Genomic DNA, 23,491 nt, shown 5'->3' on the forward strand with positions numbered 1-23,491 from the left:
GGGGTTGGTCATGCTGATAAACCGCTATATACGGCGCGCCTGCCCGACCACATTGCTCAGGATGTGCTGACACATCTGATCGATATCGACAATCTCATCCACACAGCCGAGCGCGACGGCTTCGCGCGGCATGCCGTACACCACGCAGGTTCTCTCGCTTTGCGCCAGGGTACGGGCGCCTGCCTGGTGCATCGCCTGCATTCCCTGCGCACCGTCATGACCCATACCGGTTAAAATCGCGCCGACCGCATTCTTCCCGGCATATTTCGCGACAGAATGAAAAAGCAGATCCACGGAAGGACAGTGGCGGTTTACCGGCGGGAGATCCTGCAGTTGGGCGTGATAGTTCGCCCCGCTACGGGTCAGTCCAAGATGAATGCCGCCAGGAGCCAGATAAGCATGACCGGGCAAAATCCGGTCACCGTTTTCCGCCTCTTTCACCGTAATACGGCATAACTTATTTAGCCGTTCAGCAAAGGAGCGGGTAAAACCGGCAGGCATATGCTGAGTGATCATGATCCCGGGGCAGTTAAGCGGCATGGCGGTTAATACCTGGCGCAATGCTTCCGTACCGCCGGTTGATGAGCCGATCGCAATGATTTTCTCACTGCCGATTAAGGGGCCGGTTGGCAGGCGTGCCGGCGCAGAAGTTTCGCTATAGCGCTGAAAATTACGTACCCGGGCAGCCACGCGAATTTTATCGGCGATCAGTTCGCTATATTTCAGCATACCGTCCTGCAGCCCCATCTGAGGTTTGGTAACAAAATCAATGGCGCCCAGCTCCAGCGCATTGAGGGTAATTTCTGACCCTTTCTGCGTCAGGGATGAGACCATGATCACCGGCATCGGACGCAGGCGCATCAGGCGTTCCAGAAAGTCCAGGCCATCCATGCGCGGCATCTCTACATCCAGCGTGAGGACGTCAGGCGAATGGCGCTTGATCAGATCGCGGGCGATAAGCGGGTCGGGGGCCGTTGCCACCATTTCCATATCGGGCTGTTCGTTGACGATTTTGCTCATAATGCTGCGTATTAGCGCCGAGTCATCAACGCAAAGTACCTTGATTTTATTCATGTTCGCTCCTGAGCCAGGCAGTAAACCGACTGTCCGCGCAGACGAAACGGCCCGTTTATATTGCTGAAGTTTTCTGAATGTCCGACAAACAGCAGGCCGCCCGGCTTTAGCATGTTCTCAAAGCGTTGCAGAATGCGAAGTTGGGTTGGTTTATCAAAATAGATCATGACATTACGGCAAAATATGGCGTCGAAGCGGGTATCAAAGGGGGCGGGGACCCGCCACTCAGGCGACATAAATTGAGCTGCTGATAATGAATGTTAGAGAGCAGCGCGGGCTTCACTTTAACCTGCTCCCGCTGCGCGCCGGTACCGCGTAAAAACCAGGTGCGCTTTTGTTCCGGCGTCAGATTTTGAATATCCGCATGTCGGTAAACGCCGGTTTCAGCCTTTGCCAGCACTTCGGTATCAATATCCGTTGCCCAGATACGCGGACCATTGAGATGGGGACCCAGCGCTTCATGCAGCGTCATAGCGATAGAGCAGGGCTCTTCGCCTGTCGCAGCGGCGGTACACCAAACGCTATAGTTGCTTTGCCTTGAGCGAGCATGTTCAGCCAGAATGGGAAAATGGTAGGCCTCCCGGAAAAAGGAGGTCAGATTGGTTGTCAGGGCATTAATAAACTGTTGCCATTCATCGCTGAATGGATCTGACTCCAGTGAATTTAAGTAAGCGGTAAAGGTTTTCATGCCCAGCTGACGTAAGCGGCGCGTAAGGCGGTTATAAACCATGTCATGTTTTTGATGCGTCAATACGATGCCCGCACGCTGATAAATCAGCGCAGTGATTTTTTGCAGTTCCGCTCCGGTTAAAACAAAGTCGCTCTGGATATTCACAGTTGTATTATTCAATGGGATGATTTCACTTTTCTTACCGCACTGATTTCTATAAAGAGCAGCCATATCCGAAACCAACGCGTAGCCTGTGGCAGCAAGTAACCTTCTGATGACAGATAATAAATACCGCAGGGAAGGCTGCCGATTGCGATGTCAGTTAGATAAGAAATACCTGAAATAAATAATGAACCTTTCTCGTTACACGGACATGTTCATTATTTCCTGATAAGCACTGACTAATTTGTTACGAACCTGGATGCCCAGGTTGAGCGCAATAGAAGATTTTTGCATGGAAACCATGACGTCATTGAGACCAATGCCCGGGGTGCCAGTCATGTAATTCTCTGACAGGCTTTTGGAATGGTTTTGTAACTGGCTAATATTGTTAAGGCTGTTAAGTAAAAGGCCGGAAAAAGATACTGGTTCGCTATTTTTTGTATCATGAACAGACAGGCTATTTCCTGACATTGAAATCTTATTCGCCAGAAATTGAATCTGTTCCAGCACACCTGTAGATTGGATTGACATAGCATTCCCTTATAAATAAACGCTGACAGACGCAAACGTCATACCAGCCTTTTTCCTTTTATTAACTTCTGATTAATAGTGAGAATAACATGTTTCTGAATGTGGTAGATAATGCAAATAGCCGACATAAGCTCGCATTTATTAGCGCTTAATATTTTTATCAAATGGAGGATAATCCTTAAAGGCGCGTTGCCGGTAAAAGGCATTCCGCCTGTTAATATTGGTATCGGAACTGGCGCGCAGACTAATGGCTTATGGTGCAGATTGCATCATCTTTTATTCAGGTAGGATGACCGCATGGATGCCAGTGATAACAGTAGTAAACCTAACACCCAATTAAACTTTACCTCGATGGTAGAGCGATTTCGTGCGAATCCTCGCTTTCTGTTTATTATTCTTGCCGCTGCATTTATATCAGTGATTATTGCGCTGTTATTTTGGGCGAAATCTCCCGATTACCGTGTTCTGTATAGCAATATCAGCGATGAAGATGGCGGAGCCATTGTCGCGCAGCTGACACAGATGAACGTGCCCTACCGTTTTCAGGAGCATGGCGGTGCCATTATGGTGCCCGCCGATCGGGTATATGAGGCCCGCCTGAAACTGGCCCAGCAGGGATTGCCAAAAGGCGGACAGGTGGGTTTCGAGCTGCTCGACCAGGAAAAATTTGGTCTTAGCCAGTTTAACGAGCAGATTAACTACCAGCGCGCGCTTGAAGGCGAACTGGCGCGCACTATTGAGAAACTGGGCCCGGTACGCAGCGCGCGCGTGCACCTGGCGATCCCTAAGCAAACGCTGTTTGTACGCGAGCAAAAGTTACCTTCCGCCTCGGTAACGCTGGATTTAAATGCGGGCCGCTCACTGGGTGCAGGGCAGGTTAATGCGATTAGCTGGCTTATCTCCAGTGCGGTGCCCGGCCTGAATGTCGATAATGTCACGCTGGTCGATCAGCGTGGTAATTTGCTGACTCAGCGCGGCGATCAGGCGCTCCAGACCAATCAGCTTAAATATATCAATGAGATCGAAGCGGATTATCGCCAACGTATTCAGGCTATTTTGGCTCCGGTGGTAGGCGCGGCCAACGTCAAAACACAGGTCACCGCGCAGATTGATTTCACTACGCATGAGCAAACGGCAGAGCAATATCAGCCGAACAGCGCGCCGGAAAACATGGCCGTACGTAGCCGCCAAATCAACAGCAGCGAGCAGGGGAATAAAGCAGGGCCGGGCGGCGTGCCGGGCGCGCTAAGCAATCAGCCCTCCGCTCCCACCACCGCACCGATTGAGCAACCCGCTACGGCAAATAATTTACAGAAGGGCGCTAATAGCGAGGCCGTATCAACTCAGCCTTATAGCCGCCAAAAAGATGAAACCACCAACTACGAACTGAACCGTACGCTTACCCATACCAAACGCAGCCCCGGCACGATCGAACGCCTCTCGGTGGCGGTCGTGGTGAACTATCAGCTGGATAAGGAAGGCAAGCCGGTCGCGTTGGATAAAGAACAAATGGAGAAGATCCAGGCGCTGGTTAAAGAGGCGATGGGCTACTCCAGCGAGCGCGGCGATAGCTTAAACGTAGTCAACTCCCTGTTTACTGATGAGCCGGCCGAGCCTGAAACGCCGTTCTGGCTGCGTCCTGTCTTTATCGATTCGATGTTGATGGCGGGTCGCTATTTGCTGGTGCTGCTGGTGGCATTGGTGCTATGGCGCAAGATGCTGCAGCCTTTCTGGATTAAGCATCAGGAGCTGGCGCTACAGCGTCTCGAACTGGAAAAGGAAGCGCGTCAGGCCAAGCTGGATGCACAGCTACGTAAAGCAGAAATGCGTGAGCAGGCGAAAGCGCAGCAGCGTGTGGAAACTGAAGTCAACGTGCAGCAGTTGCGCAGTATGGCTGAGCAGGACCCGCAGGTTATCGCTCTGGTACTCCGTCAGTGGATGAATAAGGAACAGTCATCATGAATGCATGCGACAAAAGCGCGATCATCATGCTAACGCTCGGCGAAGAGCGTGCTGCGGAGGTCTTTCGTCATCTCAATACCCATGAAGTAACGCAAATCAGTAGCGCGATGGTCAGCATGAGTGGCTTTACCCATGAGCAACTGGCTGAAGTGCTAAAAGAGTTCCAGCAAGATGCGGGCGATTTCGCCGCGCTTACCGTTAATACCAATGATTATCTGCGCAATGTGCTGATACAGGCGCTGGGTGAAGAGCGCGCTTCCAGCCTGCTGGAAGATCTGCTGGATACCCAGGGCAATAATAGCGGCATTGAAACGCTGAACTTCATGGAGCCGCTGGCGGTATTTGAACTGATTCATGAAGAACATCCGCAAATCATCGCCACCATTCTTGTGCATCTGAAACGTGCCCAGGCGGCGGACGTGCTGACGCGCTTTGATGAGCGCGATCGTAACGACATCATGCTGCGTATTGCCACCTTCGGCGGCGTACAGCCTGCGGCGCTGCAGGAACTGACAGAAGTACTGAATAATTTGCTACATGGCCAGAACCTCAAACGCAGCAAAATGGGTGGTATTCGTCCGGCTGCCGAAATTCTTAACCTGATGAAATCGCAGCAGGAAGAGGCAGCGATTGAGGCGGTACGTGAATTTGACCATGAGCTGGCACAGAAAATTATCGACGAGATGTTCCTGTTCGAAAATCTGCTGGATACCGACGATCGCAGTATCCAGCGCATCCTGCAGGATGTGGATAACGAAACGTTGATTATTGCCCTGAAAGGCGCAGAGGCGCCGCTGCGCGATAAGTTCTTCCGCAATATGTCGAAGCGTCAGGCCGATATTATGCGCGAGGATCTCAGTGCACGCGGGCCGGTACGTATGTCGCAGGTGGAAGCCGAACAGAAAACCATTCTGCAGATTGTGCGCCGCTTAGCGGAAAGCGGTGAAATTAACATTGGCGGCAGTGAGGATGTCTATGTCTGATCTTCAGCAGTTAACCGGCTGGCAGATCTGGCAGCCGGAAGATCTTTGTAAAGCAGATATGCTGTCTGACGATGTGCAGATCATGAACAGCGAATCGACGCCAGAGCAGCAGCAGGCAGAACTGCAACGGCTGCGACGCCAGGCAGAACAAAAAGGTCTGGCGCAGGGGCTGGCGCAGGGCATTGAAGAAGGTCGTAAACAGGGGCACCAGGAGGGTTTTCAACAGGGGCATCAGGCCGGTATTGAGCAGGGCCTGGCAGAAGCCAGAGAACGCCAGCAACAAACCACGGCGCAATTTACCGAGCTGTTGCACTCGTTCCAGGCGGCGATTGATAACCTTGAGAAGGTCATTCCGTCGCGTCTGGTGCAGCTGGCGCTGACAGCAGCCCGTGCCACCCTGGGTAAAAAGCTGGCTTTCGACAACAATTTGCTGCTGGAGAAAATCCAGTCGCTGTTGCAGCAGGAGCCGCTGTTCCAGGGGCCTGTTCAGCTCTGGGTAAATGCCGACGAGTTTTCCACGGTGCAGGAGCAGCTGGGTACCGTACTGGCGCAACAGGGCTGGGAGCTGCGCGCCGATGACGCTATGTTGCCCGGCGGCTGCCGCATCACCTCGGCAGAATGCGAACTGGATGCCACCGTTTCCAGCAGCTGGCAGGCGCTGTGTCAGCTCAGCCGTGAGGATTATGGCGCATGAGTCAGCGACTTGCACGATGGCTGCAAGCCATTGATGACAAAGAACAGCGGATGGTGAGCTTATCCGGCATACGCCGCTACGGCAGATTAACGCGAGCTACCGGCCTGATATTAGAAGCCGTGGGCTTAACGCTGCCGATCGGCACATTGTGTCGGGTAGAGCGTGACAGCGCGCACGGCGGCGACAGCGTGGAAAGCGAAGTTGTCGGCTTTAACGGACAGTTGCTTTATCTGATGCCGCTGGAGAATACGGATGGCATTCTGCCGGGCGCGCGAATTTATGCCCCGGATACCGGTACGACTAAAGGCAAAATGTTACCGCTGGGACAGGCATTACTGGGTCGGGTGCTGGATGCGCGCGCCCGACCGCTGGACAACCTGCCTGCCCCCGAAACGCGCCAGCGCGGCGCGCTTTTTTCCACGCCTTTTAACCCTTTGCTGCGTGAGCCGATCAAGTCTGTGCTGGACGTGGGCGTATGCGCTATTAATGGCCTGTTAACCGTCGGGCGTGGGCAGCGAATGGGGCTTTTTGCCGGCTCCGGCGTGGGGAAATCGGTGCTGCTCGGCATGATGGCGCGCTATACCAAAGCGGATGTTATTGTGGTTGGGCTGATTGGCGAGCGTGGCCGCGAAGTTAAAGATTTTATTGAGAATATCCTGGGAAAAGAAGGGCTAAGCCGCGCTGTCGTGATCGCCGCACCGGCCGACGTTTCACCTATCTTGCGGATGCAGGGCGCCGACTACGCGACGCGCATCGCGGAAGACTTCCGTGACCAGGGGTTAAACGTCTTGCTGATTATGGACTCGTTAACCCGCTATGCGATGGCGCAGCGTGAAATTGCGCTGGCAATTGGCGAACCTCCGGCCACCAAAGGCTATCCGCCTTCGGTTTTTGCTCGTTTGCCTGCGCTGGTGGAGCGCGCCGGCAATGGCGTGCAGGGAGGCGGCTCGATTACCGCATTTTATACCGTACTTACCGAAGGGGACGATCAGCAGGACCCGATTGCCGACTCGGCGCGTGCGATTCTGGATGGTCACGTGGTGCTGTCGCGTCGACTGGCGGAGGCGGGACACTATCCCGCCATCGATATTGAAGCCTCTATCAGCCGCGCCATGACCGAGCTGATCCCACCCCAACACTACAAAAAAGTACAGCGTTTCAAACAGCTGCTTTCTGCCTGGCAGCGTAACCGCGATTTGATTAGCGTCGGCGCCTACGCTGCCGGCAGCGACCCCTTGCTGGATCGGGCGATTGAGCTCTATCCACAAATGGAGCGTTTTTTGCAGCAGGGAATCTATGACCGCAGCGAATATGAAGCCTCGTTCGCCGCGCTCTCTGCGCTGTTTCCCGATTTACCTGATCACCACAAGGAGAGTAGCGAATGACACAGCGTTCCCCAATGAAGGTGTTGTGCGAGCTGGCGGAACAGACTTTAAGCGATACCACGAGCCAGCTTGGCAAGGTGCGCCAGGTTCACGCCAATGCCGCCGCACAGCTTGAGCAGCTAACCCGCTATGAGCAGGAATATGGACAACAGTTACAGACGACGATGTCAGCTACCGGCATGCCGGTGATCAACCTGCTCAGCCATCAATTTTTTATCTCGTCGCTTGGTCGGGTTGTTAAACAGCATGCCGGTCATGTTGCTGCTTGCCAGCAGTCGGTCGATCAGGCACTGGATCGCTGGAAAAAAGACAAGCGACGGCTGAACGCCTTTGAAACCCTGGTTAGCCGGGCCGATAGTGTAAAGCAGGCGAAAGAAAATCGCCTGGATCAGAAGTTAATGGATGAATTCGCGCAGCGCGCAAGCTTAAGGAACAGCGGTTTATGATGATTAATACCATCGCCTCCCTGCCGGGCGTGGCCCCCGCAGCGGCGGCAGGCAATAGTATCGATACCGGTTTCGCCAGTGTGCTGGATAGTGAACTCGCCGCTGTTACGGACAGGTGTATGCCTCTTATACAGGGAAAAGAGCAACGACCAGCCAGCGACAAACTGAACGAAGAGGATCTTGATGCGGTTGCGGCCTGGCTGCTGCCGGCTGTTCTGCCTGATGCCATATGTGCCTCGCTGCCGTCTGCGGCCGTGGCAGAAACCACTGCCGCTGCGCAACCTGCTATGGCCAGCCTGGCTAAAGCTGTCGCTGCGCCGCAAATCGGGCAGCCTGGCAATGCGCTACATGCATTAATCAATGACACCGATGCGCTTCAGGCCACAACAGAAAAAGGCACGTTGCAAACGGCACATCAAAATTCCGCCGATGAGATGCTGCGCATGATCGCCAGCCCGCGGGCCGCTCATCACAGCGGAAAGCCTGCCGAGCCGAACACGCAGCAAAGCCCCGCTCCTGACGCCTTAATTAAGCAAGCTATCGGCGTAGCGCAGGGTCTGGAAGGTGAAGGTGACAATGCTGTTCTGTCCGTTGATAATCGCGCGCAGACAATGCCTCTTACCGCCGCACCCGCTACCTCCCCGGCATCGCTGGCGACACCCGCTGCTACATCCTCAACGTCCAGCACCCTGCTACCGGTCGCATATGGCGTGCTGGAACCGGAAGTAGGATCGCCAGCCTGGCAGCAGGCGCTTAGCCAGAAACTTAGCGCCTTTACCCGTAATGGCGTTCATCATGCCGAGCTGCGTTTACATCCGGAACATTTAGGGCCGTTACAGATCAAGCTGCGTCTGGATCAGGATCAGGTTCAGTTGCACTTCGTTACCGATCATCAGCCGGTGCGCGCTGCGCTGGAGGCCGCTATGTCTCATCTGCGTACCTCGCTGGCCGAAGCGGGAATTCAGCTGGGTCAGGGTAGCGTTGGCCATGATGGCGCTGCAGCATGGGGTTCTTCAGCTGATGCTGATTCAGGGCAATCTTCGCTTTCTCAAAAAGAGACCGGTGCAGAACCGCTAATTGATGTGGAAGAGGAAATTACGCCTCAGCGAATTTATTCTCCCACGGGCATAAGCATTTTTGCATGAAGAATAGAGTCAATGATTTACCATCAGTAATTTCTTCTTTTTGACGAATTGTTCAGGGGCTTGCTTGTAATAGAATTTGCTATTCAATGGATCTGTATAATTGAACGTCAGGTAGTTTATAACAGGAATTGTTAATTCGATGTCAAATAAAAAAAAGTCGACGAAGACAGGGAAAAGTAAAGCAAGATCGTTATTTATTTTTGTCATTTTACTTTTGGCGATAGCTGCCTGCGCCATTGCCGCCTGGACTATGTACGAAATGAAAAACATGCAGGCGCGCCTGCTGTCAGATGATACACCTCCTGAGGTCATTGAAGTTGTCGAGCCGATAGCGCCCATTTATGTCCCGCTGGATACCTTTACCGTTAGCCTGAAGCCTGGCGGTGAAGAGTACGATCGCGTTCTTTATATTGGCTTAACGCTGCGCGTAAGTAATGAAGAAGATAAAACCAAGATAGAAAAATATTTGCCGGAAGTACGCAGCCGTTTATTAGTGCTATTTTCCGGACGCAGCGCGGAAGAGTTATCGGTTAACGAAGGCAAGTCGCAATTAATCCAGGATATTAAAAAAATATTAAACATGCCTCTTGATGAAACCCCAGGAGTGACTGTTACGGATGTTTTGTTTAACGCCTTTATATTACGGTAACGCTTATGTCTGACAGCATATTATCGCAGGCTGAAATTGATCGCTTGCTCAACGGCGGCGGCAGTAGTGAACCTGAACAGGTCGAGAAAGAGCTGATTGGCGATGAAAACATCAAGCCTTACGATCCCAACACTCAGCGCCGCGTGGTACGTGAACGTCTGCACTCGCTTGAGATTATTAATGAACGCTTTGCCCGGCAGTTTCGGATGGGGCTGTTTAATCTGTTACGACGCAGTCCGGATATCACCGCTGGCAATATAAAAATCCAGCCCTACCATGACTTTGCCCGTAATCTCCCGGTGCCGACCAACCTCAATTTAGTGCATATGAATCCGCTACGCGGAACGGCACTGTTTGTTTTCTCGCCCAGCCTGGTTTTTATGGCGGTTGATAACCTGTTTGGCGGCGACGGGCGTTTTCTCACCAAGGCGGAAGGACGTGAATTCACGCCAACCGAGCAGCGTATTATCAAGCGTATGCTGTCGATGGCGCTGGAGGCGTATGATTACGCCTGGAGCTCTATTTTCAAATTAGAAACTGAATATGTGCGCGCTGAGATCCAGGTTAAATTCACTAATATCACCTCGTCGCCTAACGATATTGTGGTGACCACGCCCTTCTATGTGGAAATAGGTTCGCAAAGCGGCGAATTTGATATCTGTATTCCCTTCAGCATCATTGAACCGCTACGTGAGCTGTTAAGTAATCCGCCACTGGAAAATTCGCAACAGGAAGATGCTCAGTGGCGCACAGTACTGGCTTCGCAGGTAAAAGATACCGAACTGGAGCTGGTGGCGAACTTCACCGACATGCAAACACGCCTGTCAAAAATTCTCGCGCTGCAAAAGGGCGATGTTATTCCGTTGGACAAGCCGGAATACATTGAAGCATGTGTTGATGGTTTCCCGGTTCTTTCGGGCAGCTATGGCTGTGTTAACGGTCAATATGCTCTCAAAATCGAGAAATTATTAAAGCCTAATTTACCGTCATTAAATAAGGAGCAATATCCCCATGAGTGACGCAAAACAACCGTCTGAGACTGAGGATCAGTCTACAGACAACCTTTGGGGGGAAGCGTTAGCCGAGCAGCAGACTAAGGAAAGTCAGGCTAACGCACCGGTTATAACGAAAGACACACAGGTTGCTGCATTTAGCGAAGATCTCAAGCTTATCCTTGATATCCCGGTAAAAATGACCGTGGAACTGGGCCGTACCAAAATGACAATCAAAGAGTTGTTGCGTCTGAGCCAGGGCTCAGTGGTCACACTCGATGGGTTGGCTGGTGAACCGCTGGATATTCTGATTAACGGCTATCTTATCGCCCAGGGCGAAGTGGTCGTGGTTTCCGATAAATTCGGTATTCGTATCACCGATATTATTACGCCTTCTGAACGTATGCAGCGTTTAAGCAGGTGACGGTTAACCAGAATGCAGATCTGTTATGAATGATGCTTCTACCACCCTCTCGCTGATCACTCAGGTGAGCGGCGCGTTGGCGATTGTCGTCCTGCTAATTATTTTCTGCGCCTGGCTGGCGCGTCGCTGTGGCTTTGTCAGCCATGGCCGCGCGCAGGGGGCAGCGATTGTGGTGAAAAGCAGCCATTCGCTCGGCCAGCGCGAGCGTCTGGTGGTGGTAGAGGTGGATGGTCAACGATTGCTGCTGGGCGTTACGCCGGGCGCGATTACCCGCCTTAGCCGCCTTGCTCACCCCGCTGAGGCACAGACTGCGGCGGCGGCAGATTTTCAGCTTACCCTGAGGCGCTTGCTGAAACGCGGCAAAGCGGAACCTGAACAATGAGTTCTTTACTCTCTACCGTAACGCGTTGCCGGCTGGCGCTGGCGTTGTTGTCTTTACTGCTGCTGCCGCATGCGGCCCTGGCCGCCAACGGCGATATTCTGCTGACGCGGGGCGGCGGCGGCGAAAGCTGGTCTTTGCCGATCCAGACGCTGGTTCTGCTCACTTCTCTGACGTTTTTACCTGCCATTCTGCTGATGATGACGGGGTTTACCCGCATCATTATTGTGCTGGGCCTGCTGCGTAATGCGTTGGGTACGCCCTCCACGCCGCCTAATCAGGTGTTGCTGGGGCTGGCGTTGTTTATTACCTTTTTTGTGATGTCGCCGGTGTTTAATCAGGTGTATGAGAATGCCTGGCTGCCGCTGTCGCAGGATAAGATCACCATGGAAGAGGCGCTGCCGCGCGCGGCGAAGCCGATGCGTGAATTTATGCTGAGCCATACGCGCGAAGCCGATCTGGCGCTTTATACCCGCATGGCGAAGGTAGATAACTACGCCAGTCAGGATGAGGTGCCGCTGCGTATTTTGCTGCCCGCTTTTGTTACCAGCGAACTAAAAACCGGTTTCCAAATCGGCTTCGCGGTATTCATTCCATTTCTGATTATCGATCTGGTGATCGCCAGCGTGCTGATGGCGCTGGGGATGATGATGTTGCCGCCCGCCACCATTTCTCTGCCGTTCAAGCTGATTCTGTTTGTGCTGGTGGATGGCTGGCAGCTCATTATGGGCTCGCTGGCTCAGACTTTTATCAACTGACGGGATAACAGATGACGCCAGAAAGCGTAATGGCGATGGGGTTTCAGGCCATCCGGGTAGGACTCATGCTGGCCGCGCCGCTGCTGCTGGCGGCACTGGTCACCGGCCTGATCGTCAGTATTTTACAGGCTTCCACGCAAATCAATGAAATGACGCTGAGTTTTATTCCCAAAATTCTGATGATTGTCGCGGTGGTGGTCGCGCTTGGACCGAGCATGCTCTCAACGATGCTGGATTATATGCGGGCGCTCTATACTACTCTTCCTCAGATGATTGGCTGATATGCAGAGTCTGTCGCTGGATGCGCTGCCACTGCTGGTGAGCCACTACTTTTGGCCGCTGATGCGTGTGCTGGCGCTGTTTAGCACCGCGCCGGTATTTAATGACAAGTCGATCAGCGCTCGGGTTAAGGTGGGGCTGGCGGCGATTATCGCCCTGCTGCTGGGGCAAAATCTGCCTGATAACGCCATTCCACTGATCTCCATTATGGGGCTTTGGGTCGGCTGCCAGCAGTTGCTGATCGGGGCGGCGATGGGCCTGACTATCCAGTTACTGTTTGTTGCCGTACGCTATGCCGGTGAGATTATCGGGCTGCAAATGGGCCTCTCTTTCGCCATGTTTTACGATCCTAACGGCGGCGATAATATGCCGGTGGTTTCCCGCCTGCTGAACCTGCTGGCCATCCTGCTGTTTCTGCTGTTTAACGGTCATTTGCTGATGCTGGAAGTGCTGGCGGAAAGTTTTCAGTTGCTGCCGGTAAGCACCGCGCCGCTGAACCGCGACGCATTTAGTGCCATCGCGACTTCCGGCAGCCTGATTTTTCAGTTCGGCATTGCGCTGGGACTGCCGGTGATCACGCTGTTGCTGGCAATCAACCTGACGCTTGGCTTACTGAACCGCCTGACGCCGCAGCTATCCATTTTTGTGGTGGGGTTTCCGCTGACGCTCGGCATAGGAATGCTGGTGATGTTGCCGTTAATGAATCATTTCGCACCTTACTTTTATCATCTAATGGAAGTGGTATTTACCCGGCTCTCGCAGATTATGCTGCTGTTCAGATTGGGCTAAAAAAAGGCCGCAGCCCGATCGCTGCGGCACGGATAATGCATTTACTCACCTTCAGCCAGTGCCATCAGGCGGGTTTCGCCTCTTTTTTGCCGCGTGCGCGTAGCGCTGTGAGCGGGCCTTCTCCGCTCAGGGTGAAAACAGAGATCAGGGTAAAGGTGAGCGCCACCAGACCCAGCACCAGATAAGCGCCGTGGAAGCCCAGACTGTCGTACATATAGCCCGCAAACAGCGACATAAAAATCATCGACAGCTGCTTAAAGAAGCAGAAGCAGACCAGATAGATAGTGGCAGAGAAACGCACCTCAAACTGGCTGGTAATATATTTAAAGCAGCCGACAATCAGGAACGGCACCTCAAACATATGCAGAGTTTTCAGGATCACCACCTCCAGCGCTGAAGTGGCAAAAGAGGAGCCGATAATGCGCACTGACATAATGGTGCCCGCCAACAGCAGCGCATTCTTCCCGCCAATACGGTTCACAATCAACGGCGCAAAGAACATGATGCTGGCATTCAGCAGCTCGCCCATCGTGGTGACGTAGCCGAAGACGCGCGTGCCCTGTTCGCCGGAGGCAAAAAACGAAGTAAAGAAATTGGCGAACTGCTGGTCGAACACATCATAGGTACAGGAAACGCCGACAACATACAGCGACAAGTACCAGAGCTTAGGATTTTTAAACAGCTCCAGCGCCAGACGCAGATTAAAGGGCGAGGGGTTAGCGCCCAGCGAGTCGGCAACCGTGGCGGAAGGCTGCGCCTGCGGTTTAGCGATAAACAGCAGGATCGCCAGAATCACCGCACAGCCCGATCCAAGCCAGAACACAAACTGGTTATTGATGGTGAACATAATGCCGACAATCGAGGCGCACAGCGCCCAACCCACGCAGCCGAACATACGCGCGCGACCAAATTCAAACTGGCTACGGCGGCTGACTTTTTCAATATAGGCTTCAATAGCGGGCGCGCCGCCGTTGTAAATAAAGCCAAGGTAGATGCCGCCGACAATCGCGCCGAGCAGAATGTGGGTCTGCAATAGCGGGCCAAGCACGTAGATAAAGAAGGGCGCAAACATCACCAGCATGCCGGTAATAATCCACAGCAGATGTTTTCTTAATCCCAGCTTATCGGAAAGCAGGCCGAACACAGGTTGAAACAGCAGGGAGAACAGCGAGATGCAGGCGAAAACAATACCGGTATCGCTTTTACTGAGGTGGTTGATGTCATGCAACCAGATCGGGAAAAACGGAAAATAGGCTCCCATGATGAAAAAGTAAAAGAAGAAGAACAGCCCGAACATCCAGAAGTTGGTATTTTTCAGGTAATACATAACGTTTTTCCTTAAGGTTATCGCGGGGCAGAGAGGCCAAACCTGCCCCGGCTAACGCTCAGCGCGTGTTAAACACGCACCCAGCTCACTTCATAGTGATAATGGTTATCCTGTAGCAGATATTCCGGCGAGACGCTGGGACTCCAGGAGTCATCGCCGCCTACGCCCATATGGAACCCATCCAGATTCAGCCAGCTTCCCGGCTCCTCCTGTAACAGATGGCGGTGCGTAACGTCGCGCAACTGTGCCTGGCTGTAGCGGCTGAGATTAAAGTGGAAACGACCACGCCATTCGTTGTCGCCATACTGCAACCATTCGCTGTCGCAGCGCAGGCCGTTTTCGCTGGGGAAAACATACGGGGTATAGAGCGCCGCCAGCGGCAGCTGCCAGCGATCGTAGCGGGCAGACTGTTTGCGATCCGGATAGTTTTCATGCGGGCCAAGGCCGAGCCAACTTACCTGCGGCTGCACCTGCGCCAGCTGGCAGGTGAGTCCAATACGTGCTGGCGCCGGGATGCCTGGCGCGACATCCACATCCACGCTGATATGCAGTTCACCGGTGTGGTCGATGCGATACGTTTTACGGCTGATAAACAGGATTTGGTTCTGATAGCGCCAGCTGTGCACCGTATGCAGTTGTACTTCACGGCTAAGACGCTCTGCTTCGCACCGTTCCAGCTGCGGCTCCATCTCATAGAAGCCTGCCGCTTTCCAGCGCTCTACCCAGGCGTTGGGATCGATGCGTGCGGCTTCGCTAACGCCGATATCATTATCCAGTGGCGCACGCGTAAACTGATCCTGTAATGGCTGTAGCAACGCCGCTTCCCCGCCTTTCCACCACTGAGTCAGCAGGCCACTTTTCCTGCTGAACTGCCAGCGCTGTGCACCAAGCTGAATATCAAAGGCGTGCTCGCTGACGCGAAGCTCAGGAGCTTCGCCTGTACCGTGCGGCGCGGCGGGCAATGTTAATGGCGAGGCCAACGGCCACTGCTGCCAGGCGCAGATATGTCCTGCCTCAGACCAGGCGGTGGCGGCAATTTGCTGCACCTGCACCGTCAGCCATACCTGACCGCTGGCGGTAATCGCAGGCAGATCGCTGAGGGTAATCAGCTGCGTGCCTTCAGGCGCGATATCCAGATGAACCGTGCCGCTGGCCAGAGTGCAGCCTTCCTGCGCCAGCGTCCAGATCAGCTGTTCGTTATCGCAGCGGCGGAACAGATATTCGCTGGCGATCTCCAGCTCAACCGGCTGCGTGCTGTTCAGCGTAAAGCGGAAAAATTGCTGCGCCTGCTGCGCTTCAAATAGCGCCGGGTGCGGCGTGCGATCGGCAAAGACCAGGCCATTCATACAAAACTGACGATCGTTCGGCTTATCGCCGAAGTCGCCGCCGTAAGCGGCATAGGGTTTGCCGTTATCGTCATAGCGGGTCAGCGATTGATCGACCCAGTCCCAGACAAAACCGCCCTGCAAACGCGGATACTGACGAAACGCCTGCCAGTATTTATGAAAGCCGCCAAAGCTGTTGCCCATGGCGTGTGCGTATTCGCACAGAATCAGCGGACGATGCTCATCCGGCATGCCGATCCATTTTTTTATCGACCACTTTGGCACCTGCGGGAAAGGCTGATCCTGATCGACGCGCGCATACATCGGGCAAATAATATCGGTGGCCGCGCTGTTAGCGCCGCCGCCTTCGTACTGCACCGGTCGCGTCGGGTCGTTAGATTTAATCCAGCGGTAAAGCGCGTCATGATTGTCGCCGTGTCCCGACTCATTGCCCAGCGACCAGATGATGATTGAGGGATGATTGCGGTCGCGTTGCACCATGCGCGTCACGCGCTCGCTCATCGCGGGCAGCCAGACGGGATCGCTGGAGAGGCGGTTCATGGGCTCCATGCCGTGCGTTTCGATATTGGCTTCGTCTACCACATACAGTCCGTAGCGATCGCACAGTCGGTACCAGAGCGGATGATTCGGATAATGCGAGCAGCGCACCGCATTAAAATTATGCTGTTTCATCAACAGAATATCGCGGCGCATGGTCTCTTCATCCATCACCTGACCGTTCTCTGGATGATGCTCATGGCGGTTGGTGCCGCGGATCAGCAGGGGTTTGCCGTTCAGCTTCAGCAGACCCTGCGAGATTTCTACCTTACGGAAGCCAACATCACAGGCCTCCGCCTCCAGTAACATACCGCTACGGTCATGCAGCAGCACCACCAGACGATAAAGCGTGGGCGTTTCGGCGCTCCAGAGCTGCGGCGCGGCAACCGGCAGGCGCAGCGTGGTGCGATCTTTCCAGGCGCCGCGCTCATCAACGATCTCGCTGCCGAGCGGTTGCTGACGCTCGCCCAGCATCTCTTCGCCGAACCAGAGCTGCATCGTAACCTGCACGTCCGACAGCGACGCGCCGTTAACCACTACCTGCGCCTTAAGCTCGGCATGGCTAAAACTTTCATTAAGCTGGGTTACCACCTGCAGATCGCTAATGCGGGTGTGGGGCTTATGCAGCAGTGAGACATCGCGGAAGATGCCGCTCATGCGCCACATATCCTGATCTTCCAGATAGCTGCCGTCGCTCCAGCGCAGCACCATAACTGCCAGACGATTAGCGCCCGGCTGCAGCACTGCGCTCAGATCAAACTCGGAGGGCAGACGACTATCCTGGGCATAGCCGATCCAGTGGCCGTTGCACCATAAATGAAAGGCGGAATTCACGCCGTCAAAAACAATACGTGTCTGACCAGAGGCGAGCCAGCTTTCATCCACATGAAATGTGAGCGAGTAACAACCTGTTGGGTTATCTGCCGGAACAAAAGGTGGGTTAACCGGAATCGGGTAGGTCACATTGGTATAAACTGGCGCATCGTAACCCAGCATCTGCCAGTTTGAGGGCACCTTGATATCATCCACGTCAGTCAGATCCTGTTGCAGCCAGCTTTCCGGCACCGCTTCCGGTCGGGAAAAATAGCTGAATGCCCAGTGCCCGTTCAGGCTCTGCAGGCTGGTGGAAGGCGTATCATTTCGCGCCGCCTCCGGCGATCGCCAGCTGCAGAAGGGCGGATGGGCAGGGAGCTGATTGAGTTGGGTTACCGCCGGATTTTCCCAGTCGCGACGTGCCAGGATGGCGCTTAGCGTGGCGGCTGATGTGCCTGCTGTTACAGTCATGTGCTTTTCCTTATGCTTTTGTGATGCGCTCACATTTAATAGCAATATGGTTTTGACTCACAGGGATGTAAAGGCGCGTAGCCGGAATCGGTGATGGGATTCACAAATAATCTGGGAAGGAGTAGCCGAAAAGGGGGTAGTGGGCGGCTTTGCTGGCATCAGCCTGCCGCAAACGGGCGAGGCCGTGGCCTGACCCGCAAGTAAATGTATAATGGGGACGGCTTGTCTAACCTTCTGAAATATTTAATGATACGCTTCTGATTCGTCGGGAAAGCAACGCCTCGGGGCGACTATTTCAGACGTGCCGCCTGACGCGCCAGCTGCATCAGCGCATCTGACAGCGCCTGCGGAGAAAGCGTCTCACTTCCCGGCGCTGCGGTGGTTTTACGTATTACCAGGCTAACCGGCAGCAGCTCAGAACGCGTCGGCGCATCGGGCTGACAGATCATCTCCACCAGCCGCTCCACGCTGTTTTTCCCTAACATTCTGAAATCCTGCTTGATGGTGGTCAGCGGTGGAATAAAGCAGGCGCTGTCAGCGGTATCGTCATAACCGATAACCGAGATGTCACCGGGCACTTTCAGGCCCGCTTCAGTAATGGCCCGTAGCGCGCCTAATGCCATCTGATCGTTCGCTACCAGAATCGCACCAGGCTGTGGGCCTTCATTCAACAGCCGCGTCACCTGCTGATAGCCGGAAAGCGCGCTCCAGTCACCTTCCATGATCGCCGTTGCCTGTAGCTGATGCTGCGCCAGCGTCTGCTGCCAGCCTTCAAAGCGCAGACGCGCCGAAACTGAACTTTGCGGCCCGGCTAACAGCGCAATTTCCCGATGACCCAGTTCCAGCAGATGCGCCACGCCCAAACGTGCGCCCTGGTCAGGATCGAAAATGACGCTGTTGGCGTCCAGCTGCGGCGAGACATCCAGAAACAGCACCGGCACCTCCCGACATAGCGCCACCAGGCTTTGCGCCTCTTCATCCTGTAGCGGAATATTCACGATCAGGCCGTCCACGCGCTGTGCCAGCAGATTATTAATTGCCGCTCTGGCCGCTGCCGCGCCGCTCTGCTCGGTCATTGAAATCACGACGTTAAAACGTTTTTCCCCAGCCCGGGATTTAATGGCGGCGGCAATTTGCGAAGGCGCGTGCAGTGAAAGATCAGAGGTCGCAAGCCCGATAGTGTGACCAATTTTGCCCGCCAGCTGCTGTGCCACGCGGTTAGGCACATAGTTCAGCGCCAGCATCGCTGCTTCAACTTTTTGTCGGGTCTTCTCTGATACGTTTTCCGCCTGGTTTATTACCCGCGAAACGGTCTGGTAAGAGACGCCGGCATACTGTGCCACATCATAAAGGGTTGTCGACTTCGCTTTCATCCCAGCTTCCTTAATGCATCCGCGTGGACCGAACGGTCACTCATGGCGTAGATAGTATGTCGGGCGACAAGTAAAGTAAAAACAGGAGCTAAACAGACGGCCTTTTGGTAGAACAAAGCGTGGCGGAACCCATTATAATGGCTGACGCTCTTTCTTGATTGCTGATTGCTGATTGCTGATTGCTGATTGCTGATTGCTGATTGCTGACGGGCGTTAGGGTGAGCTGTTTGTATAAGGTCTCTTTTTCTGGATGAAATTAATACAAATATGACGGCGATCAGAAGGGCTTACGCCAAAATGCAATAAATTGTTGTGGCTTAAAAAAGACCTTTATCGTAATGAGCTGATTCTCAATACTGACAGATAAACAGTGTAACCTGAAAACTTAAGCCAAATAAGAAGAGTCATCTATTTCAGTGAGGAAAAGTCTCGCGGGAAAAGCTAATTTTTTATTGTTGCAAGTTTTTTGTCGTTAATTAAACGACCTCAGGGGCTGACACAGATAACGATAAACCTTGTTAAAGCCCTATCAGCGATCAAATAGATTTATTAAGATAGGCAGGGCGTTTCCACTGTTCTGTCTGGTATCAGACTAACAGTGATATCGTCTTCATTGAAACAATGAAATCAGGCTGGAAATTTCACTTTATTAGTGCACTACTTTGAATGGAGTTCTTATGAAAAGTTTAGTTAAGTTATTAACCGTTTTCGCGGTTATAGGGGCTTTGGCAGGCTGCGCACGTACTGCGCCAGTTGATAATATTCACACCACAATTAACGCTGGCCATACGCAAACGCAGGTCAAAAATGCGATTTTGAAAGCAGGTGCTCAGCGTAAGTGGATTATGAGCGAAGCGGGTCCGAACGTTATCAAAGCGCGCCAGCAGTCACGTGACCATATGGCCGAAGTATTGATTAATTACTCGGCTACCGGCTACGCCATCAACTATGAGAACAGCCTTAATTTATTGGCGTCCGGTGGTAAAATTCACAAAAATTATAATCGCTGGGTCCGCAATTTAGACAAAGACATCCAGATCAATCTCGCCACCAGCGCTATGTAATAAATATTTACCCTAAAGTCGGACCAGTAATGGTCCGATAACCTCATTTTCCCCAGGACAGGATTGCTCTTCATGTACGAAAAGGACACGCTCAGCGCACTGGATGCTATTACCGAAGCGCAACGAATTGCTTTTGCGCCAATGTTATTTCAGACGGCATTATGCTTACGTAACGCCGGTGTGCTGGAATATCTCGACAGGATCGGAAAGGAAGGCGCTACTCTGGAAGAGATCGTTGCCCACTGTGATTTGAGCGAATATGCTATTAGCGTCCTGCTGGATATGGGGTTAAGCGGTCGCATTGTGACTTGCCAGGATAAATACTATCGTCTGGCGAAAGTAGGGCATTTTTTGCTGCACGACACCATGACGCGTGTAAATATGGATTTCACTCAGGATGTCTGTTATCAGGGGTTATTCTTTTTAGAACAGGCATTAGAAGAAACAAAACCTGCCGGATTAAAAGTATTTAGCGATGCGGAAACGATCTACCCGGTACTGTCACAGCTACCTTCGCCCGCTCGCGAAAGCTGGTTCGCATTTGATCATTTCTATTCTGATGCTGCTTTTAACGCGGCACTACCTTATATTTTCGCCAGCGGGCCAAAAAAATTATATGATATTGGCGGCAATACCGGGAAATGGGCGTTGAAATGTTGTCAGTACGACGAAAATATCGTAGTTACTCTGCTTGATCTGCCACAACAAATTGAACTTGCCCGCCAGAATATTGAAAATGCAGGTCTGTCGCATCGTATCGGTTTTCATGCGGTAGATATGCTGGGTGACGCGCCGTTGCCTGAAGAGGCCGACATCTGGTGGATGAGTCAATTCCTCGACTGTTTTTCTCCCGATCAAATTATCGCAATGCTCAAGCGCATTGCAGATAAGATGAAGCCGGGCGCTCGGCTGTGTGTAATGGAATTGTTCTGGGATGCGCAGAAATTCGACGCTGCATCATTCAGCCTGAATGCTACATCGCTCTATTTTACCTGTATGGCCAACGGTAATAGTCGCTTTTACAGCGTAGAGAAGTTTTATCACTATCTGGAAATGGCTGGCTTCCGGGTGGAGCAACGCATCGATAATCTCGGCGTTGGTCATTCTTTATTGCTATGTGAGAAATTTTAATATTCCAGCAGGTTGTGGCGTTGATTAATGCGCCACAGAGTGGCTGATCGATTGCGGATGCCGTTGATGAAATTTACCTTAAACCTTATCGATTGGCAGGCCAGAGCGCCTGGACTCAGTGACGCTTCGCAATGGGGAGATTGGGCGCGTCAGCCTTATGCCATCAACCCTGACGAGCCACAGGCAAAATTGACAGAACTCCCGATGATGACCGCCAGACGGCTGTGTTCCGGCAGCAAATTAGCTGTGGACTGCGGGTTGGCAATGTTACGTCGCCACCGTATTGACGCGGTGCTTTTCAGTAGTCGCCACGGCGAACTGGAGCGCAACTATCGCCTTCTTCAGGCTCTGGCGTATGGCGAAGATATGTCGCCGACTGACTTCGCCATGTCGGTACATAACTCTGCGGTAGGGAATCTGACGATCGCTGCAAAGCAGCCGATAGTTTCTTCCTCATTATCGGCAGGTATGGATACTTTTCAGCAAGGGCTATGTGAGGTCATTTGTCTGTTGCAGGCGGGTTATCAACGCGTATTGATGGTGGATTTCGACGGTCTGTTACCTGCTTTTTATCATCCAACTCTGCCGCCACACATGCCAACCTGGGCATGGGCTGTAGCGATGGTGTTTGAAACGGGCACTATGCTGCGCTGCACAACCCAGAGTGGAAGCGAAGGGGCGGAGCCGCCATTGCCGCAGAGCCTGCAATTTTTGCAACATTACCTGAACGATACCGCTGAGTTCACCGTTGCCGGAGAGAAGGTTCAGTGGAACTGGAGCCGCAAATGATGCGACAGTTCGCCTGGTTGAATCGGCTCTGGCGTTTGTTAATGACGGGCTTTTGTTTCGCGCTGTTCGGCATCGGCGGGCTTTTGTTGTCGCTGATCTGGTTTAATCTCCTGTTACTTATTGTTCGCGATAAAAAACGACGGCGGCGTGTTGCCCGCCGCTCTATTTCAGCCAGCTTCCGTTTTTTCCTGATGGTGGCGAAGGGGGTTGGCGTATTGGCGTACCGCATTCACGGCGCTGAGATTTTGCGTAGCGAGCGTGGTTGTCTGGTCGTGGCAAACCATCCAACGTTAATTGACTATGTGCTCATTGCTTCCGTCATGCCAGAAACGGATTGCCTGGTAAAGGAGGCGCTGCTGAAAAATCCGTTTGTTAGCGGCGTAATCCGCGCGGCGGATTATCTGGTCAACAGCCAGGCCGATCGATTATTGGCACAAAGCCAGGCGCGGCTGGCCCATGGCGACACGCTATTAATCTTTCCGGAAGGCACGCGTACCCGGCCTGGGGAAGAGATGATCCTACAACGCGGCGCGGCCAATATCGCAGTACGCTGCTGTAGCGATCTTCGTGTAGTGACTATTCGTTGCAGCGAACATCTGCTCGACAAACAGAGCAAATGGTATAACGTGCCCCCGGCAAAACCTCTGTTCGAGGTTACCGCAGGTCAGCGGGTACAGATTGAATATTTTTATCATGCTAATACACAAGAACCGGCGCTGGCGGCAAGGCAGCTGAACCGGCATCTTTTAGCGCAATTACAATCAGTTGAGAACACTTCCAGGACTTAATAATGCAAGCGCTTTATTTAGAAATTAAACAACTCATTATCAACACATTGAATCTGGATGAGCTGACAGCAGACGATATTGACACTGATGCGGCGCTGTTCGGGGAGGGCTTAGGGCTGGACTCTATTGATGCTCTGGAGTTGGGACTGGCAGTAAAAAACCAGTATGGCATCGTACTTTCTGCTGAAAGTGAAGAAACGCGCCAGCACTTTTTCTCTGTGGCTACATTGGCCTCTTTTATCCATTCACAACGCGTTTGATAACGAGCCTGCTATGACAGAACAAAAAGCAATCTATCAGGAAGTTTCTGCGCTTCTGACCAAACTGTTTGAAATCGATCCTGACGATATCAAACCCGACGCCCGCCTGTATGAAGATCTCGAGCTGGATAGTATTGATGCTGTGGATATGATTGTGCAGCTACAGAAAAAAACCGGCAAGAAGATCAAACCGGAAGAATTTAAAGCCGTACGCACGGTGCAGGATGTTGTCGACGCGGTAGAGCGTCTGTTACGCGAAGCCTGATTATC

Annotated in this window: 23 protein-coding genes and 2 pseudogenes; 19 read left to right on the top strand and 6 right to left on the bottom strand. The window is 52.9% G+C overall.

What is annotated here, in order from left to right:
* Nucleotides 1–24 precede the first annotated feature (24 nt).
* From ACQE3Z_RS11100 to fliE, 3 genes and pseudogenes are all read right to left on the bottom strand, one after another.
* A complete protein-coding gene (locus tag ACQE3Z_RS11100) occupies nt 25–1,074 on the bottom strand; it encodes a protein-glutamate methylesterase/protein-glutamine glutaminase (protein ID WP_426973840.1) in 1,050 nt (349 codons plus the stop codon).
* Nucleotides 1,071–1,975 (bottom strand): annotated as a pseudogene (locus ACQE3Z_RS11105) (CheR family methyltransferase). Before ACQE3Z_RS11105 ends, ACQE3Z_RS11100 begins: the two are co-directional and overlap by 4 nt.
* 132 nt (nt 1,976–2,107) lie before the next feature.
* Nucleotides 2,108–2,437 carry a flagellar hook-basal body complex protein FliE gene (fliE, locus tag ACQE3Z_RS11110; protein WP_426973841.1) on the bottom strand — a complete coding sequence of 110 codons (330 nt, stop codon included), beginning with the start codon at nt 2,435–2,437 and terminating at the stop codon, nt 2,108–2,110.
* A 297-nt stretch (nt 2,438–2,734) separates the two neighbouring features.
* On the opposite strand from fliE, the gene fliF reads away from it, so the two are divergent.
* The 13 genes from fliF to fliR all read left to right on the top strand — a co-directional run bounded on the left by fliF (nt 2,735) and on the right by fliR (nt 13,322).
* Nucleotides 2,735–4,399: a flagellar basal-body MS-ring/collar protein FliF gene (gene fliF, locus ACQE3Z_RS11115; RefSeq protein ID WP_426973842.1), complete on the top strand. Its 1,665-nt coding sequence runs from the start codon at nt 2,735–2,737 to the stop codon at nt 4,397–4,399.
* A complete protein-coding gene (gene fliG, locus ACQE3Z_RS11120; RefSeq protein WP_426973843.1) occupies nt 4,396–5,382 on the top strand; it encodes a flagellar motor switch protein FliG in 987 nt (328 codons plus the stop codon). The genes fliF and fliG overlap by 4 nt, the downstream gene beginning before the upstream one ends.
* On the top strand, nt 5,375–6,076 hold the full coding sequence (locus ACQE3Z_RS11125) for a flagellar assembly protein FliH (protein WP_426973844.1): 702 nt from the start codon (nt 5,375–5,377) through the stop codon (nt 6,074–6,076). Before fliG ends, ACQE3Z_RS11125 begins: the two co-directional genes overlap by 8 nt.
* The gene (fliI, locus tag ACQE3Z_RS11130) at nt 6,073–7,461 is read left to right on the top strand and encodes a flagellar protein export ATPase FliI (RefSeq protein ID WP_426973845.1); all 1,389 of its coding nucleotides are present in this window, start codon (nt 6,073–6,075) and stop codon (nt 7,459–7,461) included. The genes ACQE3Z_RS11125 and fliI overlap by 4 nt, the downstream gene beginning before the upstream one ends.
* Complete coding sequence (gene fliJ / locus ACQE3Z_RS11135; protein WP_426973846.1) at nt 7,458–7,907, top strand: flagellar export protein FliJ; 450 nt, start codon at nt 7,458–7,460, stop codon at nt 7,905–7,907. Before fliI ends, fliJ begins: the two co-directional genes overlap by 4 nt.
* Complete coding sequence (locus tag ACQE3Z_RS11140; protein WP_426973847.1) at nt 7,904–9,052, top strand: flagellar hook-length control protein FliK; 1,149 nt, start codon at nt 7,904–7,906, stop codon at nt 9,050–9,052. The genes fliJ and ACQE3Z_RS11140 overlap by 4 nt, the downstream gene beginning before the upstream one ends.
* A gap of 139 nt (nt 9,053–9,191) precedes the next feature.
* Complete coding sequence (fliL, locus tag ACQE3Z_RS11145; protein ID WP_426973848.1) at nt 9,192–9,701, top strand: flagellar basal body-associated protein FliL; 510 nt, start codon at nt 9,192–9,194, stop codon at nt 9,699–9,701.
* A 5-nt stretch (nt 9,702–9,706) separates the two neighbouring features.
* Nucleotides 9,707–10,720, top strand: coding sequence for a flagellar motor switch protein FliM (gene fliM, locus ACQE3Z_RS11150; RefSeq protein ID WP_426973849.1), 1,014 nt, complete (start codon nt 9,707–9,709; stop codon nt 10,718–10,720).
* On the top strand, nt 10,713–11,117 hold the full coding sequence (fliN, locus tag ACQE3Z_RS11155; RefSeq protein WP_426973850.1) for a flagellar motor switch protein FliN: 405 nt from the start codon (nt 10,713–10,715) through the stop codon (nt 11,115–11,117). The genes fliM and fliN overlap by 8 nt, the downstream gene beginning before the upstream one ends.
* A 25-nt stretch (nt 11,118–11,142) precedes the next feature.
* Complete coding sequence (fliO, locus tag ACQE3Z_RS11160) at nt 11,143–11,499, top strand: flagellar biosynthetic protein FliO (protein ID WP_426973851.1); 357 nt, start codon at nt 11,143–11,145, stop codon at nt 11,497–11,499.
* Entirely contained in the window at nt 11,496–12,254 is a 759-nt protein-coding gene (gene fliP / locus ACQE3Z_RS11165) for a flagellar type III secretion system pore protein FliP (protein WP_426973852.1), read from the top strand. Before fliO ends, fliP begins: the two co-directional genes overlap by 4 nt.
* An 11-nt stretch (nt 12,255–12,265) precedes the next feature.
* Complete coding sequence (gene fliQ / locus ACQE3Z_RS11170) at nt 12,266–12,535, top strand: flagellar biosynthesis protein FliQ (protein ID WP_426973853.1); 270 nt, start codon at nt 12,266–12,268, stop codon at nt 12,533–12,535.
* 1 nt (nt 12,536) lies between these two features.
* Nucleotides 12,537–13,322, top strand: coding sequence for a flagellar biosynthetic protein FliR (fliR, locus tag ACQE3Z_RS11175; protein ID WP_426973854.1), 786 nt, complete (start codon nt 12,537–12,539; stop codon nt 13,320–13,322).
* Between the two features lie 64 nt (nt 13,323–13,386).
* Here fliR and ACQE3Z_RS11180 read toward each other — a convergent pair whose 3' ends face one another.
* The 3 genes from ACQE3Z_RS11180 to ACQE3Z_RS11190 form a co-directional block, all read right to left on the bottom strand.
* On the bottom strand, nt 13,387–14,649 hold the full coding sequence (locus ACQE3Z_RS11180) for an MFS transporter (protein ID WP_250651345.1): 1,263 nt from the start codon (nt 14,647–14,649) through the stop codon (nt 13,387–13,389).
* 68 nt (nt 14,650–14,717) lie between these two features.
* Nucleotides 14,718–17,816: a beta-galactosidase gene (locus ACQE3Z_RS11185; protein ID WP_426973855.1), complete on the bottom strand. Its 3,099-nt coding sequence runs from the start codon at nt 17,814–17,816 to the stop codon at nt 14,718–14,720.
* A gap of 290 nt (nt 17,817–18,106) precedes the next feature.
* On the bottom strand, nt 18,107–19,189 hold the full coding sequence (locus tag ACQE3Z_RS11190) for a LacI family DNA-binding transcriptional regulator (RefSeq protein ID WP_426973856.1): 1,083 nt from the start codon (nt 19,187–19,189) through the stop codon (nt 18,107–18,109).
* A 677-nt stretch (nt 19,190–19,866) separates the two neighbouring features.
* On the opposite strand from ACQE3Z_RS11190, the gene ACQE3Z_RS11195 reads away from it, so the two are divergent.
* The 6 genes and pseudogenes from ACQE3Z_RS11195 (at nt 19,867) to ACQE3Z_RS11220 (ending at nt 23,486) form a co-directional block, all read left to right on the top strand.
* Entirely contained in the window at nt 19,867–20,253 is a 387-nt protein-coding gene (locus ACQE3Z_RS11195; protein ID WP_426973857.1) for a hypothetical protein, read from the top strand.
* Between the two features lie 72 nt (nt 20,254–20,325).
* Nucleotides 20,326–21,384: a methyltransferase gene (locus ACQE3Z_RS11200; RefSeq protein WP_426973858.1), complete on the top strand. Its 1,059-nt coding sequence runs from the start codon at nt 20,326–20,328 to the stop codon at nt 21,382–21,384.
* Between the two features lie 66 nt (nt 21,385–21,450).
* The gene (locus tag ACQE3Z_RS11205; protein ID WP_426973859.1) at nt 21,451–22,173 is read left to right on the top strand and encodes a beta-ketoacyl synthase chain length factor; all 723 of its coding nucleotides are present in this window, start codon (nt 21,451–21,453) and stop codon (nt 22,171–22,173) included.
* Nucleotides 22,173–22,989: pseudogene (locus ACQE3Z_RS11210) on the top strand (lysophospholipid acyltransferase family protein). Before ACQE3Z_RS11205 ends, ACQE3Z_RS11210 begins: the two are co-directional and overlap by 1 nt.
* Entirely contained in the window at nt 22,964–23,221 is a 258-nt protein-coding gene (locus ACQE3Z_RS11215; protein ID WP_426973860.1) for a phosphopantetheine-binding protein, read from the top strand. Before ACQE3Z_RS11210 ends, ACQE3Z_RS11215 begins: the two are co-directional and overlap by 26 nt.
* 13 nt (nt 23,222–23,234) lie before the next feature.
* Nucleotides 23,235–23,486 carry an acyl carrier protein gene (locus ACQE3Z_RS11220; protein WP_426973861.1) on the top strand — a complete coding sequence of 84 codons (252 nt, stop codon included), beginning with the start codon at nt 23,235–23,237 and terminating at the stop codon, nt 23,484–23,486.
* Nucleotides 23,487–23,491: the final 5 nt, after the last annotated feature.

The organism is Pantoea sp. FN0307 (assembly GCF_050113815.1).
Taxonomy (GTDB): Bacteria; Pseudomonadota; Gammaproteobacteria; order Enterobacterales; family Enterobacteriaceae; genus Mixta; species Mixta alhagi.